The following is a 15,335-nucleotide window of genomic DNA, read 5'->3' as shown; positions in this document are numbered from 1 at the left end:
GAAGCAACTTTAGCCTTGAACTTTTGGTTACTTTTCTTTCAAGAGAAAAGCAACAGATAAATCAGCATTTACACAAATAAAAACTAATAAAACCATCATGTGGAATAAAATACAATATGCGCTTATCTACAGTTGGGTAAAGGTTCATGCCTTATTGCCGATGTGGGCGCTTTATATATTATCGGATATCCTCTATGTTCTGGTCTATAAGGTCGTCAGATACAGGGTGAAAGTCGTCAGGCAAAATATGAAAGCCTCTTTTCCCGATAAATCGGACACCGAACTGCGCCGGCTGGAACGCGAGTTCTATCATCACTTCGCCGACTACGTGGTCGAGACGATCAAGCTCGCCCACATCTCCCTCGAAGAGTTACAACGCCGGGCTTTCCTGAAAAATCCCGAACTGGTAGACACGTTGATGGAGAAAGGGCACACCTGTTTTATCCTCCTGATGGGACATTACGGCAACTGGGAATGGTTTTCCGGCTCGACTTCCCGTTTCAAGGATTCCCGCATCTACCAGATATACCGACCCCTCAACAACCAGGCATTCGATCGCCTGTTTTTTAACCTGCGTACGAAATTCGGTTCCTTCGGGATCAAAAAACAGGACACCGTGCGCGATGTCATCACCCTGAAGAAAGACAAAACCCGCTGTGTCGTGATCTTTATCGCCGACCAGACACCGAGCCGGAACAACCTGCACTACTGGACGAACTTCCTGAACCAGGATTCCTCCATCCTGACCGGCCCCGAACGCCTTGCCCGCAAACTGGATTTGCCGGTCATATTCCTCGACACGAAGCAGGTGAAACGCGGCTACTATACCATAGATATGAAACTGGTGACCGAGACTCCCAAAGAGACTCCTGAGAACTGGATTACCGAACAATATGCCCGCTTGATGGAAAAATGTATCTTGCGCAATCCGTCGGGGTGGCTTTGGACGCATAAGAGATGGAAACATAAGAGAGTTGAAAGTGGAGAGTTGAGAGTTGAAAGTTAAATTACAAAAAAAGCACACACAATATGAAAACAAACGAAAACTTTCAACTTTCAACTTTCAACTTTCAACCGGACAAACGTCTTGCCGTCGTCATCCTAAACTGGAACGGCCGCGCGCTGATGGAAGAATTCCTGCCCTCCGTTGTCGCTTGCACACCCGGCGAATGGGCAGATGTAATCGTTGCCGACAACGGCTCTACGGACGATTCCATCGAGATGCTGAAAACAAAGTTTCCGACGGTCGGCATCATCCGGCTGGACAAGAATTACGGCTTTGCCGAAGGATATAACCAGGCATTGAAGCATATCGGACACGAATACACAGTCTTGCTCAACAGCGATGTCGAAGTCACTCCGGGATGGCTGGATGCACCTATCGCCGCGCTGGACGCCGACAAAACGATTGCCGGCGTCCAGCCCAAGATACGCGCCCAACGGAATAAAGAATACTTCGAGTATGCCGGAGCGGCAGGGGGATATATGGACCGGTACGGCTATCCGTATTGCCGCGGACGCGTCCTGCATGTCGTCGAGAAAGATGCCGGACAATATGACACGCCTGCCGACCTGCTTTGGGCCACGGGAGCCTGCCTGTTCGTCCGTACGGCCACTTACAAAGAGGTGGGCGGCCTCGATGCCGGGTTCTTTGCCCACCAGGAAGAAATCGATCTGTGCTGGCGGCTACGTTCGCGCGGCTACCGGCTGGTCTGTACGCCATCGTCGGTCGTGTACCACGTGGGAGGCGCCACGCTGAATGTCGAGAGTCCGCGCAAGACGTTCCTCAACTTCCGAAACAACCTGCTGATGCTATATAAGAACTTACCGGAAAAGGATTTGAAGCACGTGATGCATGCACGTTTCTGGCTGGACTATATCGCCGCTGCCAAGTTTCTGCTGACCGGCCATTACCCGAACGCCCGTGCCGTGTATGAGGCCCGGAAGGCGTTCCACGAGCTAAAACCGTCTTACGAACCGGTCCGCCGTGAGAATCTCGCCAAAACAAAACTTTCCGGCATTCCGGAGCTGCGAAAAGGAAGCCTGATCTTAGCGTTCTATTTACAGGGGAAAAAGAGATTCACGGAACTATGAACAGAGAGAATTTTGCAGGCAAACGGACAAGTACGGACAGAACGGACACCCGATATATAAAAATTCCGACATTTTACTAAAACACTAATAATCAAAAAACAACCTCTAAAATCCATTCCCAAAACCACTTTTGGGATGCACGTCTGTTACAAATCGGATGTCCATAATTTCCAAGTGTCCGTTCTGTCCGCATTTGTCCGCTTTCTCTTCTTTTAAAACATAACATCATATTAAACAGGTAGATACAAAAAACAACACTCTTTACCGGACTTTACCGGACTGTACCGGAGTTGCAAGGGAAAGCAATGCCTTCCCTTGTCTTTTTTACAGGTTCGAGTGCTGCAAAATGTCGATCATGATCGGCTTGAAACCGCTCACGAAACACTCTACGGCGATCACCATCAGAATCAATCCCATCAGGCGCATCATGACGTTATTGCCCGTCTCGCCCATGTAACGGTTCAGACGTGTGGAAGCGCGGAGGATCAGGTAGGTGATAAAATAGATCAATCCGATCGTCCCGATCAAGATGCATTTCTTTGCCAATGTCACGGCATCGTCCATCAGCATCAAGGCATTGGCGATCGCACCCGGCCCGCAGAGCATCGGGATGGCAAGGGGCGTAATGGAAATGTCGTTCACATATGTCTTCACCTCCTCCTCTTTCAGCTTGGCTTTCGCATAGCGTGCCTGCAACATGTCGAAACCGATCGTGAAGATGATAATGCCCCCCGCAATACGGAACCCGTTTGTCGAAATACCGAAAAACTTGAACAGGAACTGCCCGGAGAAAGTGAAAACCATCAGCGTCAGGAACGATACGATTGTAGCGCGGCGGACAATGGCACGACGCTGTTCCTCACTCATGCCATTCGTCATGGTCAGAAAGACAGGCATCGTCCCTAACGGATTTGTCAGCGTAAAAAACGAGGTAAAACATAACAGAAAAAAAGGTAACAATGAATCCATAATAATACTATTTTTATAATGTGTCAATAGAATAATGTGCCAATAAAATATCGGCACATTATTTTTCCCATACTAAATAAGCAGACACGAGCCAATGGTTCAGCTTGTTCCCGTCTATCTCTGCTGCTTCGGGAATGCTGACCGTGAAGGTATGCTTGCCCGGCGCGATATCTGTCAAAAGAATCTCTTCAGGCATCACATCCGAACCCGGACACCAGTTGGAACGTGACAGGTCGGATGATCCTAACGGTTCTTCCACTTTCTTTTCCGAATAACCGTCTTTGGCAATATAAGAAGCCAGGCGCTCTTTCAGCCACACGCCCGTTGCCGGGTTGAAACGGCGGAAAGAGGCACAATCCGAACGCCAGGGGATGAAGTTCAACACTTCTTTCCCATCGATCGAAACGATATTGCGTTTCTCGACAAATTCATCACCACCGGAATGGCCACCATGACCGGTCACGATATATTTCAGCCGGACATTACGCACACCGGCGGGAATCTCGAAATCCGTCGACACGTCCCGACGGGCAAAGATATCCGGATAGGTCTGCCCCTCGTAGTAGACCGTATTCATCAACGGCTCCACATGGCGGCGGGTCAGCGGATCATAAGCCAGGCCGGATTCATCCACATCGACCGTCATACTGGCGATATAGCCTTCCGTCGTCCAGGTGTCGATAAAGATGCCAACATAGGCTCCTCCTTCCAAAAGCGGATACAGGTCGGTTATATCCTGTTCCCAGCTGACGCTATCTTCCCAATGGTCGATATAGACCGGCTTACGGTTATGCGTCAGACTGTCGTCGGGGGCACTGAAATGTCCTACCCCGAAAGGTGTCATGAAACGCATCAGTTCGACCGTCGGTTTATAATCTTCGCCCGCAACGATCCCGACCATGTGTTCCAGCTTCGTACTATCCACTTCCGGGAACTGCTTTTCTCCCTTAGCGATGTTCAGCAGGTTGATGCCCGAAGCCTTCGGCAGGACGAAACAGGAACCGGATTTATCCCAGCGGTCGCCGTTGGAGGCAATCGTCACCTTCAATTTGACAGACACATTGCGTTCGTATTCGGGCAACGTTATTTTCTTCAGGATGATACGCCCGTTCACCAGATGGTAAATGCTGTCCGCCCCCGGCGCATTATAGGCTTCCGGATAGATATCCGGTGCAAACCGTACGGGCGTATCGTCAAACACACGTACGGTAAAGTCTCCTTTCGCAGGAATCTCCCGCGGTCCGCATGCCGTCAGCAATAACGCTCCCGCCAGCGAAAAGAGTAAAACAATCTTCTTCATCATTTGCGTTTAGTATTTAGTAAGCTCTTTAAGCAACTGTTTCTGCCCGGCAGACCGGTCGCCATGCACACACGGACCGGTCACACAACCGCCTTCACAGGCCATCACCTCGATAAATTGTCCCGGAGCCTTGCCTGTCTTAGCGTATGCACGCAACAATGCGACGTTCTTCTTCGTAAGGTTGGCCACCTGGATCGTATTCAAGCTAGCATCCTGATCTTCTTTCAAGTAGACCTTCACCGCATTGATCACACCGCCTGCTTGTGCAAATCCATGTGCCTCACGTACGGAGTTACGCAAGACGGTGAACGGTTGTGCCTCTTCGATCTTGATATCCATACCGGCCAACACGGAACCGACCTCTTCGAACGTGAGCGTAAAATCCACACAGGGGTCCATCTTCACTTCTTTCCGCTTCGCCACGCACGGGCCGACGAACACGATCTTGGCATCCGGATATTTCTCCTTCACGATCCGGGCGGTGTAGTACATCGGCGAACCGGTAGTCGAAATATATTTTTTCAAGTCCGGGATATGTTTCTCGGCAAGCTGAATATAAGACGGACAACAACTGGTCGTCATAAACGGTTGGCCTTCCGCCAACTTTTCTTTCAGTTCTTCGGCTTCGTGGCGGGTCGTCTCCATCGCTCCCTGCGCCACTTCCACAACTTCAAGGAAGCCCAGTGACTTGATGGCACCGTAGACCTTCTCCACCGGAGCCGCAAACTGGGCCAGGATGGACGGGGCGACAATGGCTACCATCGGTTCCTTGTTGCGCAGGCGTTGCAGGATGTCAAACACCTGGGATATCTCGAATATCGCCCCAAAAGGACAGGCGTTCACGCATTTGCCGCAATAGATACATTTGGATTCGTCGATATGTTCCACCCCGTACTCGTCCTTGCTGATCGCCTTCACCGGGCAAACTTCCTCGCAAGGGATCGGGATATACACGATAGCATGATAGGGGCAGTTCTGGTGGCATTTGCCGCAACTGATACAGGTATCATGGTCGATCTCCGCCTGCCCGTTCTTCTTGAAGCGGATCGCGTCTTTCGGACAGTTCATATAACAACTGCGCGCCACGCAGCCACGGCAAAGGTTCGTAATCTCATAGTTCACCTGTACGCAGGACGAACAGGCTTCATCCACCACGCACATCAGGTTCTCTTTCTTGTTTTCCGAACGCAGCAACGCTTGTTTGGCGTATTCAGACAAAGGGGTCAGCTCGTCGACCTCGTCCTGCATATCGAATCCGAGCAGCGGCAATGTCTTGTACTTCCACACAGCCCGTTCCTTGTGCACACAGCAACGGCCGATGACTTTCGACTTACGGGGACTCAACTCGATAGGCAGACGGTCTATCTCTTCGAGCAGACGGTTTTCCTTCCAAAGTTTCACTAACTTCGCCAGCAATCCGTGGCGGACAATCATTACGTTGTTGGTAAATGCCATGGTGAATATATTATTTGTGCTTTAGGCTACAAAGATACGGAGCATACGCCCCTCCCGCCAAATAACGGACCAGCTAAATTATAAAAATCTTTTGCCGAAGGACTAAGCCCGGCAAAAGATTGATTTCAGGAGAAAGTTTCACCAAGGATGATCGATGCGCTATGGACATCACCTCCGAAGGGCGGATTCAGCTTAGAGAGTTTCAACTCGACTGCTGCCAGCTGGGGGAAACGCTCCTTCAGAGCATACAAAATCCGTCCTGCCGCATGTTCTATCAGCTTGGAAGGGATATCCATCTGCTCTTTTACAACCGCATAGACGGCCGCATAGTTGATCGTATCGTCCAATTCGTCACTCTTCACAGCCTGTTCCAATGGAGCCGTAAGAATCAGATCCACAACGAAATCGTTCCCCACCTTCGTCTCCTGCGGCATTACGCCGTGGTAGGCATAGAATCTCATTTTCTCCAGTTCTATTTTTGTTGTCATAATTCGTTATTTTATCTGTAAATGTAAATAAAGTAAACCTTTCTGCCAAAAAATAGTCTTATATTTGCGATAAGCAACTAACTACATATATGATGGGAATAAAGCAAAAAGAAGAAAACACGAATGGCGGCCTGCATAATACCCTTGCCGCCGGTACGACCGTTAAAGGCGACATCGTGACGGAAACAGACTTCCGCCTGGATGGAAAAATCGAAGGAGATGTAAGTTGTAGCGGCAAGATCGTGATCGGCCCGAAAGGGAACGTCACGGGAAACATCGTTTCCACAAATGCCGAAATATTAGGGGAAGTGGAAGGTTCCATACACGTCAGTGCCAAACTTGTCCTGAAAGCGACCGCCGTCATCAAAGGCGATATATTCGCCCAAACGCTAGAGATCGAACCGAACGCCCGCTTCAACGGGGTTTGCAAGATGTCAGGGGAAAAATAACGACAAAATCCTTTTTCATAATAAAGTCACAGAACCGGAGGAGCGTTTTCTCCTTCAATTCTGTGACTTCTTGTTTTATATCTGACAGTCGTCCTTACCGTAACAAGACTTTCACGCATGTCCCGTCTTCCAAGACGACAATATAGACGCCTTCAGCCAAACCGGTCATTTCGCTATAGCCATCCGATAGAGAAACGGTGCGAACCGTCTGCCCGGCAATATTGACTACTCGCACTTTCATCGGTTCGGATGTCGTGATACAGATACGTCCATCGATCGCCTGTATGTGGCTTTCTCCCTTCGCGATGGTTTCCATAGCCGTCGGATCATCATCGAGAGGAACTTCCACGACAGAACTGCTGTCGAATGTCGGAACAGACAACCTATCGCCTGCAAGGTTCGCCTTGCCGTCCCAGGGGAAATCCTCACCGTTATTCGGATCGGTGAAGAGCTTTTCATTGATGGTGGTCACGAAATCGGAAGCCGAAAGTGCCTTGGCAAGCGTGCCGGAGCCAGCACCTTCCAGATAATAGCAGTCAATGATGGAGGGCAGTTCTTCCTCACCTGAGCGGAGGGTGCTTTCGCTGTAATCATCACCCGAAATCGCGCCACCGGTCACCTTGCCCATATTGTAACAGTTATAGACGCTCGCATCGCTGCCTATGTATCCGGTAATGCCACCTGCCATACCTGCCGGATTGATGACCGTCCCGGCATTGTAGCTGTTCGAAACGCTGCTGATCTTGCGCATACCGCCGGTCAATCCGCCAATGCTTCCCTCTGCCGTCCCGCTGACAGTGGCAGTGCTGAAGCAGTTCTCAATACGTCCGTAGCTGAGCATCCCGCTGATGGCACCGGTGTATTCCTGCCCATCATCGGCTTTGGAAGTGACCGTGCCGCCGACTATGCCGAGGTTCTTCACCACACCCCAAGCGACATAGCCGAACAGCCCGTACGACTGCCGCCCGTCGATCGGCTGGACGTTCAGTCCCTTGATGACATGTCCCTGCCCGTCGAAGTAGCCTCCGAAACGGACTTCATCAGGCTCCTCGCCGTTGTTATACTCACCGATCGGCGTCCAAGATTCGCCACCGAGATCGATGTCGGCCGTCAGTTTGGCATTAAGCCGGACAACCGTATCGTCGTCCATGTTGATTTGACCGTCACCGTTGGTGTCCACTTGTTCGTGCTCGGAAGCATTCACCTGATCCCGGAACCATTTCAGATGTTCCGCACTCTCTATTAAATAATACCCATTCTCGTCCTGCGAGGGTTGAGTTTGCCCGAAGGCTGAAAAAGTCGGTGCCACAAATAGGGCAAGACAATAAAAGTAAAGTTTGTTCACCATATATTATAAAGTTTAAATTAGTAATCTTCAGTTCGTACCCATTGTATATTTTATAATAAGGAATGGATAGCCGGCGCCACAAAAAAGCCGGCTATCCCCTTCATATGAAGGGAGCCACGGACACTTTTTCGTTTAAACCTACTGTTATAACTTACAATAAGGCAAATATATAAAAAAATAACGGAGGAACACTCTATTTACTTATTTTATTAAAAAAATAGCGTGCTCCTCCGCGACTGTAGAACCGACTGGCTGTTTATTTTCTTCCCGAATTCCTAATCAGTTCCGTAATCTTGTTATTCAGGCAGTCTGCCTCGATCAGTTTCTCCAACGTGATGTGCATCCTGTATCGCCAATAATGGTTTGAATCGGACGGGACGTTGATGCGTTCCGCTTCGTAATCTTTCCGCTTGATGGAGTCATCCATTGCAAACCAGTCCTGTATAGGGATTATAGCCAGCATCGAAGCCGTCGCCAGGTGGTTGGAAACGATCTGCGTCGCCAAATCTGCCGTACATTCCTCTGGCGCATCCCCGGCATATCCCAGAACATTATTATAATAACGCTGTATCTTAGCACGGTCCTCTTTCCACCAGCTACGGAGCGGTGTCATATCGTGGGTGGATGTCGTACAAACCGAATGATAAGGCAGGTTGTACAAGTCCGAAAATTCACGTTGCGGAGTCTTAGGCATACGTTCTATTTCCAGACTGAATATCTGCAATTTGTTCATCACATCGGGGACGGATTCCGGGATCATTCCTAAGTCTTCGCCACAAACCAACATGTTCGTACTGCCTACCAGCGGAGTCAAGCGGTTAAAGGCTTGCGCTTTCCAGAACTCGTTATGGCGGTGATAGAAAAAGTTCCAATATAACTGGTCAAAAGCATATTGGTCAGAAGCGCTCAACTCGCGATACAAGTAGGACTGGCTAGCCGAAATGCGCGGGTGGAATTTATCCGGCTCACGCGGATCGCGCAGGAACAGCACTTCATTGGCTATGGCAAACAGTCCTTTCTTAATCCGAAGGGATGCCTCATCCGTCTTTCCGGCAAACAGAGCTTCCACCTTGCGTTGCGTATCGCAGAAAGGTTTCAACACGAAATGCCGCGATGATGACTGGGCCAGGAACGCACCGATCACTTCTTCCGTCTGATCGCCAAACAATTCGGGCAGGAACTCGCGGTTGATATGAGGGGTAGTCAGGCGCGCTTCATTGAAATCCAAGCCATACTGTTCGATTTCGTTCGGGGTAAGCGGCAAAGCAGGGTTAAAATGCCCGCAAAGTCCCTGAACATACTCCGACGGTACTTCCCAGATACGGAAAAAGCCTAAGATATGATCGATACGGAAACTATCGAAATAATCTTCCAATTTACGGAAACGTTTCTTCCACCAGGAGAAATTATCTTTCTCCATCATATCCCAATTATAGGTCGGGAACCCCCAGTTCTGACCATTTACGGAGAAATCGTCGGGCGGAGCACCGGCCTGACCGTTCATATTAAAGTATTTCGGTTCCATCCATGCCTCGACACTCGTACGGTTCACTCCTATAGGCAAATCGCCTTTCAGCACGATCCCGTTCTTGCGGGCATAATCGGAAACGCCCTTAAACTGGGTATGCAGGACATATTGCAGGAAATACAAGAAAGATATTTCCGGATATGCCTTGCCTCCCACGGAACAAAGTTCACGAATAGTGTTCTTATCGAATACGGAGTTCTCTTTCCATTGCGTGAAGTCGGAAGTCCGGTACATGTCACGCAAGTAGCAATAGGCGGCATAAGGCATCAGCCAGGACTCGTTTTGCGCGAAAAACTCCCGATATTCAGAGGTGGACAAGATCGCCTCGCCCTCCTGCCTGAAGTATTCCCGGCAATATTCCAGCTTATATCGAACCGTCTGTTCGTAATCGACGGCATCCAGTCCATTCAACTCTGCCTGTTTCCGGGCAAAAAAGGCCGCCTTTTCCGGATCTGCCAGCTCTCCCAGATCGGGCAGGCTGATATACATCGGATGAAGGGCGTAAATCGAAATGGCGCTATAAGGATACGAATCGGTACGGGTATGCGTCGTCGTCGTGTCGTTCATAGGAAGCACCTGGATGATACGTTGACACGTTTTCCTGGCCCAATCCACCAACATACGCAAATCCCCCAGGTCACCGACTCCGAAGCTCTTCTCCGAACGTAAGGAAAAGACCGGGATCACCGAACCGGCACACCGCCATAAAGGCAGGTTATCACGAAAATAAAGGCCCGAAACGATCACCGTCTCTCCCACCTGTTGCGAAGGCAGATTCAAGACACGGTTCTCATCTTCTTCCCAATATAAAGGCTGCTGCTGATCATCGCAGATCAGAAACTTATATTCCAACGGATAGGAAATCTCCCCCGCATCCAAGTCTATATGCCAGACGGGAAAGGTGTCGCAACTCAATATTAACGCTTTATCAGGATGCCAATTGCCCAAACAGTCCTGATTTCCGGTGATAGCCACGCGCTGGTTCTTTTCGACACGCGGAACAGAGATCTTGATCGTAAGTCTCTTACCGCTCTTCACCACCCGCTCATGCGTATTACACGGATGTGCAAACAAACTTTTAGTAAATGCTGAGGAATAAAAGGCCAGATTAGCAGGACGAACCTGCCAATAATCATATAGTGTATATTGGTCTGCCTGGCCGATAAAGAATACCTGATGGTTCTTTTCCCATTCCTCGAATATCTGCTTGTCGTTTACACTCAGGAAATATCTGTATTCTATATCCTTGACAGGAGAGGTCACTTCCAGTTCAAGCTGCCAGTTTCCATCTCCCTTATAACTCATTTCTTTTGCCAAAGCAGGTTCCCAGGAACCCAGCTCAGGAATCGACCCTACAACACATAACTTCTGCCCCCAAACGGTATGGAAGTTGATATTAAAGGTGACTTTCATGGTACTTTTATATTTATGATTTATGATTCATGGGATATTATTCACGATTTATGATTTATCATTTAGCGTCAATGATAAATCATAAATCATAAACCATAAATCTTTTCATCCGCATCTCGAAGCACCGCAATTGGTACAGATCAGACAACCTTCCTGGTAGACAAGTGTCTCATGTCCGCAATTCGGGCATTTCTGGCCTTTTGCCTCCGTACCGTTCGGCAGGTATTTCTTCAAAGCGCGTTCCACACCGTTCTTCCAAGTGTTGATAGATTCGTTATTCAGTTCCATACCTTGAACCAGCTTGATCACCTGGTCGATCGGCATACCGTAGCGCAAGACACCGGAGATCAGCTTGGCATAGTTCCAGAATTCCGGATTGAACTTGCCGTCCAGACCTTCGATCGTCATCTTGTAACCACGCTTATTCTTGAACTGGAAGTCGTAATGCTTCTGGCCGTCCTCGTCATAGCTCTTGATAATGCTACCCTTCGAAACGTTCTTCGGCAACATGATACCTTCATCGTCATCGGCAAGACCGGTAAAGATTTCGTACGGGCGACCATTCAGCAGACCGACAAATGCAATCCACTTCTCACGGTTGTTCTGGAATTTCACCACGTCGGCTTCCAGTTCGCGCGGACGGGTAGCCACGATAACCGGCGGCTCCATACAGTTGCAATCTTCTTTTTTCTTCTTCTTGTTATCCGTAGACAACAATACACCTGAGCGGGAACCGTCACGGTAAACCGTACAGCCCTTACAACCGCACTTCCAGGCTTCCACATACAGGGAGTTCACAAGGTCTTCCGTCACATCGGCCGGCAGGTTGATTGTTACGCTGATGGAGTGGTCCACCCATTTCTGAATACGTCCCTGCATACGGACTTTCTGCAACCAGTCGACATCGTTTGACGTCGCTTTATAGTAAGGAGACTTGGCAACCAGTTCTTCTACTTCTTCTTGTGTATATTTTTTGGAAGCAGAGAAGCCGTTGGCCAACATCCAAGTTACAAATTTATGATGGAATACGATATATTCTTCGAATGCGTCACCTGTTTCGTCGACAAAGTCAACACGAGCTTCCGCATCGTTCGGGTTCACCTTGCGGCGACGGCGATAAACGGGCAGGAACACCGGTTCGATACCCGAAGTAGTCTGCGTCATCAAGCTGGTCGTTCCCGTCGGTGCTATCGTCAGACAGGCGATATTACGGCGACCGTATTTCACCATGTCGTCATACAGCTCCGGATCGGCTTCACGCAGACGGTTGATAAACGGATTCTTTTCTTCGCGCTTTGCATCATAGATATCGAATGCACCACGTTCTTTGGCCATTTCCACAGAAGAACGATAGGCTGCCAAAGCCAACATCTTCTGTACCTTCTCGGCAAACTCTGTCGCTTCTTCCGTGCCGTAGCGCAATCCCAAGGCGGCAATCATATCGCCTTCGGCTGTGATGCCCACACCTGTACGACGTCCCTGCAATGTTTTCTTCTGTATCTTCTCCCACAGGTGGCGTTCGCTCTGTTTTACTTCCAATGATTCGGGATCGGCATCGATCTTCTCCAGAATCTTTTCAATCTTTTCTGATTCCAAGTCGATGATATCATCCATGATACGTTGCGCTAGGATAACATGCTTCCGGAACAGGTCAAAATCGAAATAAGCCTCTTTTGTGAAAGGATTGACAACATACGAATATAAGTTGATTGCCAACAGACGGCAGCTATCATACGGGCACAAGGGGATCTCACCGCAAGGGTTGGTCGAAACCGTACGGAATCCGAGATCCGCATACGAATCGGGAACAGACTCTCTCAAGATCGTATCCCAGAAAAGCACACCGGGTTCAGCCGACTTCCATGCATTATGAATGATTTTCTTCCAAAGTTCGGCCGCATTGATTTCCTTCACATTGGTAGGTTCCGACGAGTCGATCGGATATTGTTGTTTATAAGGAGTTCCGTTGATTACGGCCTGCATAAATTCATCATCGATCTTCACAGAAACGTTAGCCCCCGTCACCTTCCCTTCCGTCATCTTGGCATCGATAAACGATTCCGAATCCGGATGTTTGATGGAAACACTAAGCATCAAGGCACCACGACGGCCGTCCTGGGCCACTTCGCGGGTTGAATTTGAGTAACGTTCCATAAAAGGAACCAATCCGGTCGATGTCAACGCCGAGTTCTTAACAGGAGATCCTTTCGGACGAATATGTGATAAATCGTGACCAACACCGCCACGACGTTTCATCAACTGCACTTGTTCCTCATCAATTCGAATAATCGCACCATATGAATCGGCATCTCCATCCAATCCGATTACAAAACAGTTAGAGAGTGAGGCAATTTGAAAATCATTGCCAATTCCCGTCATCGGGCTTCCTTGCGGCACGATGTAACGGAAATGATCAAACAGGGCAAAGAGTTCCTCTTCCGACAGAGGGTTAGGATACTTCTTTTCTACACGGGCAATTTCACTTGCCAAGCGGTGATGCATGTCTACGGGAGACTCCTCATAGATATTTCCGAATGCATCCTTCAAGGCATACTTATTTACCCATACTTTTGCGGCCAATTCGTCACCGGTAAAGTAGTCCAGTGAAGCTTTAAACGCTTCATCGAAGGTGTAAGTTTTACGATTCACGATTGTTTTAAGTTTAATGATGTGCAAGTTTAAGCATTGTTTATGGATTAGCCAAATTATTCAACAAAGAAAATATACATTGTTGACAAGTTTCCTCTTTCACAGACTAACTGTGTTATTTATCAACAATTTACCTTTTCCTTCAGTTCAAAAAGTTTTCCAAAAAGAGAACCGACACTACAATAAGATTTTCTCAAAATAGAAAAAGGACGCAACCCGGAAGCGCATCCTTTCATATAAATATATCATCAAATCAAGCCTTGAGCAAAGCCTCGATCTCTTCTACCGAAGAACGGAAAGATTTATTCGTTTCGATCTGGTCCCTTACCGTCTTGCAGGCATGCAGGACGGTTGCATGGTCACGCTTCCCGACGATCTTCCCGATATGAGAAAAAGAACTGTCGGTATACTTCTTCGCCAGGTACATCGTAACCTGACGTGCCTGCACGATTTCCCGCTTGCGTGAGTTGGTCTGGATAGCGGCCAGTTCCAGATTATAGTATTTACAGACTACATCCTGAATCGATTCCACAGACACCTGCTTCTTTTCCAGTTTCACGACGCGGCTCACCACCTGTTTGGTCAATGGCAGGTCGATCATCCGGTTGAACGCCGTAGAATAAGCCAGCAAGGACGCAACGATACCTTCCACATCACGTACATTCTCCGTCACGTTGCTTGCAATAAAATTGAACACGTCATCCGGAATCACCACACCGTCATGGCTGATCTTATTCTTCAGGATTTTCTTGCGCAAATCCAAATCCGGGCGATCCAGCTCTGCCGTCAGCCCCCATTTCAAACGGGTAATCAAACGTTCCTCCATTCCCTGCAAATCGACGGGAGCTTTATCGGAAGTAAGGATCAACTGTTTGCCCAGCAGATGCAAGTGATTGAATATATGGAAAAATGTATTCTGTGTCTTATCTTTACCGATCAGTTCCTGGATATCGTCCAGAATCAGCACATCCACGCCTTGATAAAAATACATGAAATCATTCGTCGTATTTTTCCGGATGGCTTCCGTATATTGTACGGTAAAAAGGTGAGCTGATATATACAGCACCTTCTTTTCCGGATGAATCTCCTGAATGCGGTTACCGATCGCATGGCATAAGTGGGTCTTTCCCACACCGGACGCCCCGAATACAAACATCGGGTTAAAGGTCTTTCCCGGTTCCTGTGCGATAGCCTCGCTCGAAGAACGGACCAGACGATTGCTTGTCCCTTCAAAATAATTGTCGAAGTTGTATTTAGGGTTCAAATGAGAATCCCAATCCTGACGAGCTTTAGACTCGAATAGAGAAGGGATATCCGCACTTTTCTTACCGGTACGGGGAGCGTCATTACCGGTAGGTAAAGTAATCATGCCATCTTCCTTTACCTTATCAACGACTTTGATACGATAGTTCAATATCGTACCCTGTCCTATCACACGATATAAAGTAACTTTCAATACGTTCACATACTTCTCTTCCAGATACTCGTAAAAGAACTGGCTGGGTACTTGAATCGTAAATTTATTATCCTCGTATGATAATGGTATGATAGGCTTGAACCATGTGTTAAAAGCGGCCTCAGGGACAATGTCCTTAATGACTGCGAGGCATTTATTCCACAAAGTTTGATATTCAGTCTGCAT

Annotated in this window: 11 protein-coding genes; 3 read left to right on the top strand and 8 right to left on the bottom strand. The window is 48.5% G+C overall.

Annotated features, from left to right (window positions below):
* Positions 1-97: 97 nt before the first annotated feature.
* Both NQ542_RS00055 and NQ542_RS00050 read left to right on the top strand, forming a co-directional pair.
* Positions 98-1,006 carry a lysophospholipid acyltransferase family protein gene (locus NQ542_RS00055; RefSeq protein ID WP_005637050.1) on the top strand — a complete coding sequence of 303 codons (909 nt, stop codon included), beginning with the start codon at positions 98-100 and terminating at the stop codon, positions 1,004-1,006.
* A gap of 23 nt (positions 1,007-1,029) precedes the next feature.
* Positions 1,030-2,094, top strand: coding sequence for a glycosyltransferase family 2 protein (locus NQ542_RS00050; protein ID WP_005637051.1), 1,065 nt, complete (start codon positions 1,030-1,032; stop codon positions 2,092-2,094).
* Between the two features lie 324 nt (positions 2,095-2,418).
* Here NQ542_RS00050 and NQ542_RS00045 read toward each other — a convergent pair whose 3' ends face one another.
* The 4 genes from NQ542_RS00045 to folB all read right to left on the bottom strand — a co-directional run bounded on the left by NQ542_RS00045 (position 2,419) and on the right by folB (position 6,306).
* The gene (locus NQ542_RS00045) at positions 2,419-3,063 is read right to left on the bottom strand and encodes a MarC family protein (protein ID WP_005648061.1); all 645 of its coding nucleotides are present in this window, start codon (positions 3,061-3,063) and stop codon (positions 2,419-2,421) included.
* A gap of 58 nt (positions 3,064-3,121) precedes the next feature.
* Complete coding sequence (locus tag NQ542_RS00040) at positions 3,122-4,366, bottom strand: PNGase F N-terminal domain-containing protein (RefSeq protein ID WP_005637057.1); 1,245 nt, start codon at positions 4,364-4,366, stop codon at positions 3,122-3,124.
* 6 nt (positions 4,367-4,372) lie between these two features.
* Complete coding sequence (locus tag NQ542_RS00035; protein WP_005637059.1) at positions 4,373-5,818, bottom strand: monomeric [FeFe] hydrogenase; 1,446 nt, start codon at positions 5,816-5,818, stop codon at positions 4,373-4,375.
* A 125-nt stretch (positions 5,819-5,943) separates the two neighbouring features.
* Positions 5,944-6,306: a dihydroneopterin aldolase gene (folB, locus tag NQ542_RS00030; protein WP_005637062.1), complete on the bottom strand. Its 363-nt coding sequence runs from the start codon at positions 6,304-6,306 to the stop codon at positions 5,944-5,946.
* Positions 6,307-6,398: 92 nt separating this feature from the next.
* Between folB and NQ542_RS00025 the strand changes: the two genes are divergently transcribed.
* On the top strand, positions 6,399-6,755 hold the full coding sequence (locus NQ542_RS00025; RefSeq protein WP_005648064.1) for a bactofilin family protein: 357 nt from the start codon (positions 6,399-6,401) through the stop codon (positions 6,753-6,755).
* A gap of 94 nt (positions 6,756-6,849) precedes the next feature.
* On the opposite strand, the gene NQ542_RS00020 is transcribed toward NQ542_RS00025, so the two are convergent.
* The 4 genes from NQ542_RS00020 to dnaA form a co-directional block, all read right to left on the bottom strand.
* Positions 6,850-8,103 (bottom strand): DUF6383 domain-containing protein, encoded by a 1,254-nt coding sequence (locus tag NQ542_RS00020; RefSeq protein ID WP_005637069.1) that lies wholly within the window; start codon positions 8,101-8,103, stop codon positions 6,850-6,852.
* 256 nt (positions 8,104-8,359) lie between these two features.
* The gene (locus tag NQ542_RS00015) at positions 8,360-11,044 is read right to left on the bottom strand and encodes a 4-alpha-glucanotransferase (protein ID WP_005637072.1); all 2,685 of its coding nucleotides are present in this window, start codon (positions 11,042-11,044) and stop codon (positions 8,360-8,362) included.
* Positions 11,045-11,149: 105 nt separating this feature from the next.
* The gene (locus tag NQ542_RS00010) at positions 11,150-13,693 is read right to left on the bottom strand and encodes an adenosylcobalamin-dependent ribonucleoside-diphosphate reductase (protein WP_036724401.1); all 2,544 of its coding nucleotides are present in this window, start codon (positions 13,691-13,693) and stop codon (positions 11,150-11,152) included.
* Between the two features lie 253 nt (positions 13,694-13,946).
* On the bottom strand, positions 13,947-15,335 hold the full coding sequence (dnaA, locus tag NQ542_RS00005; RefSeq protein ID WP_005637083.1) for a chromosomal replication initiator protein DnaA: 1,389 nt from the start codon (positions 15,333-15,335) through the stop codon (positions 13,947-13,949).

It is taken from the genome of Parabacteroides merdae ATCC 43184, from assembly GCF_025151215.1.
GTDB lineage: Bacteria > Bacteroidota > Bacteroidia > Bacteroidales > Tannerellaceae > Parabacteroides > Parabacteroides merdae.
This window is presented reverse-complemented; position numbering and strand designations above follow the sequence as displayed.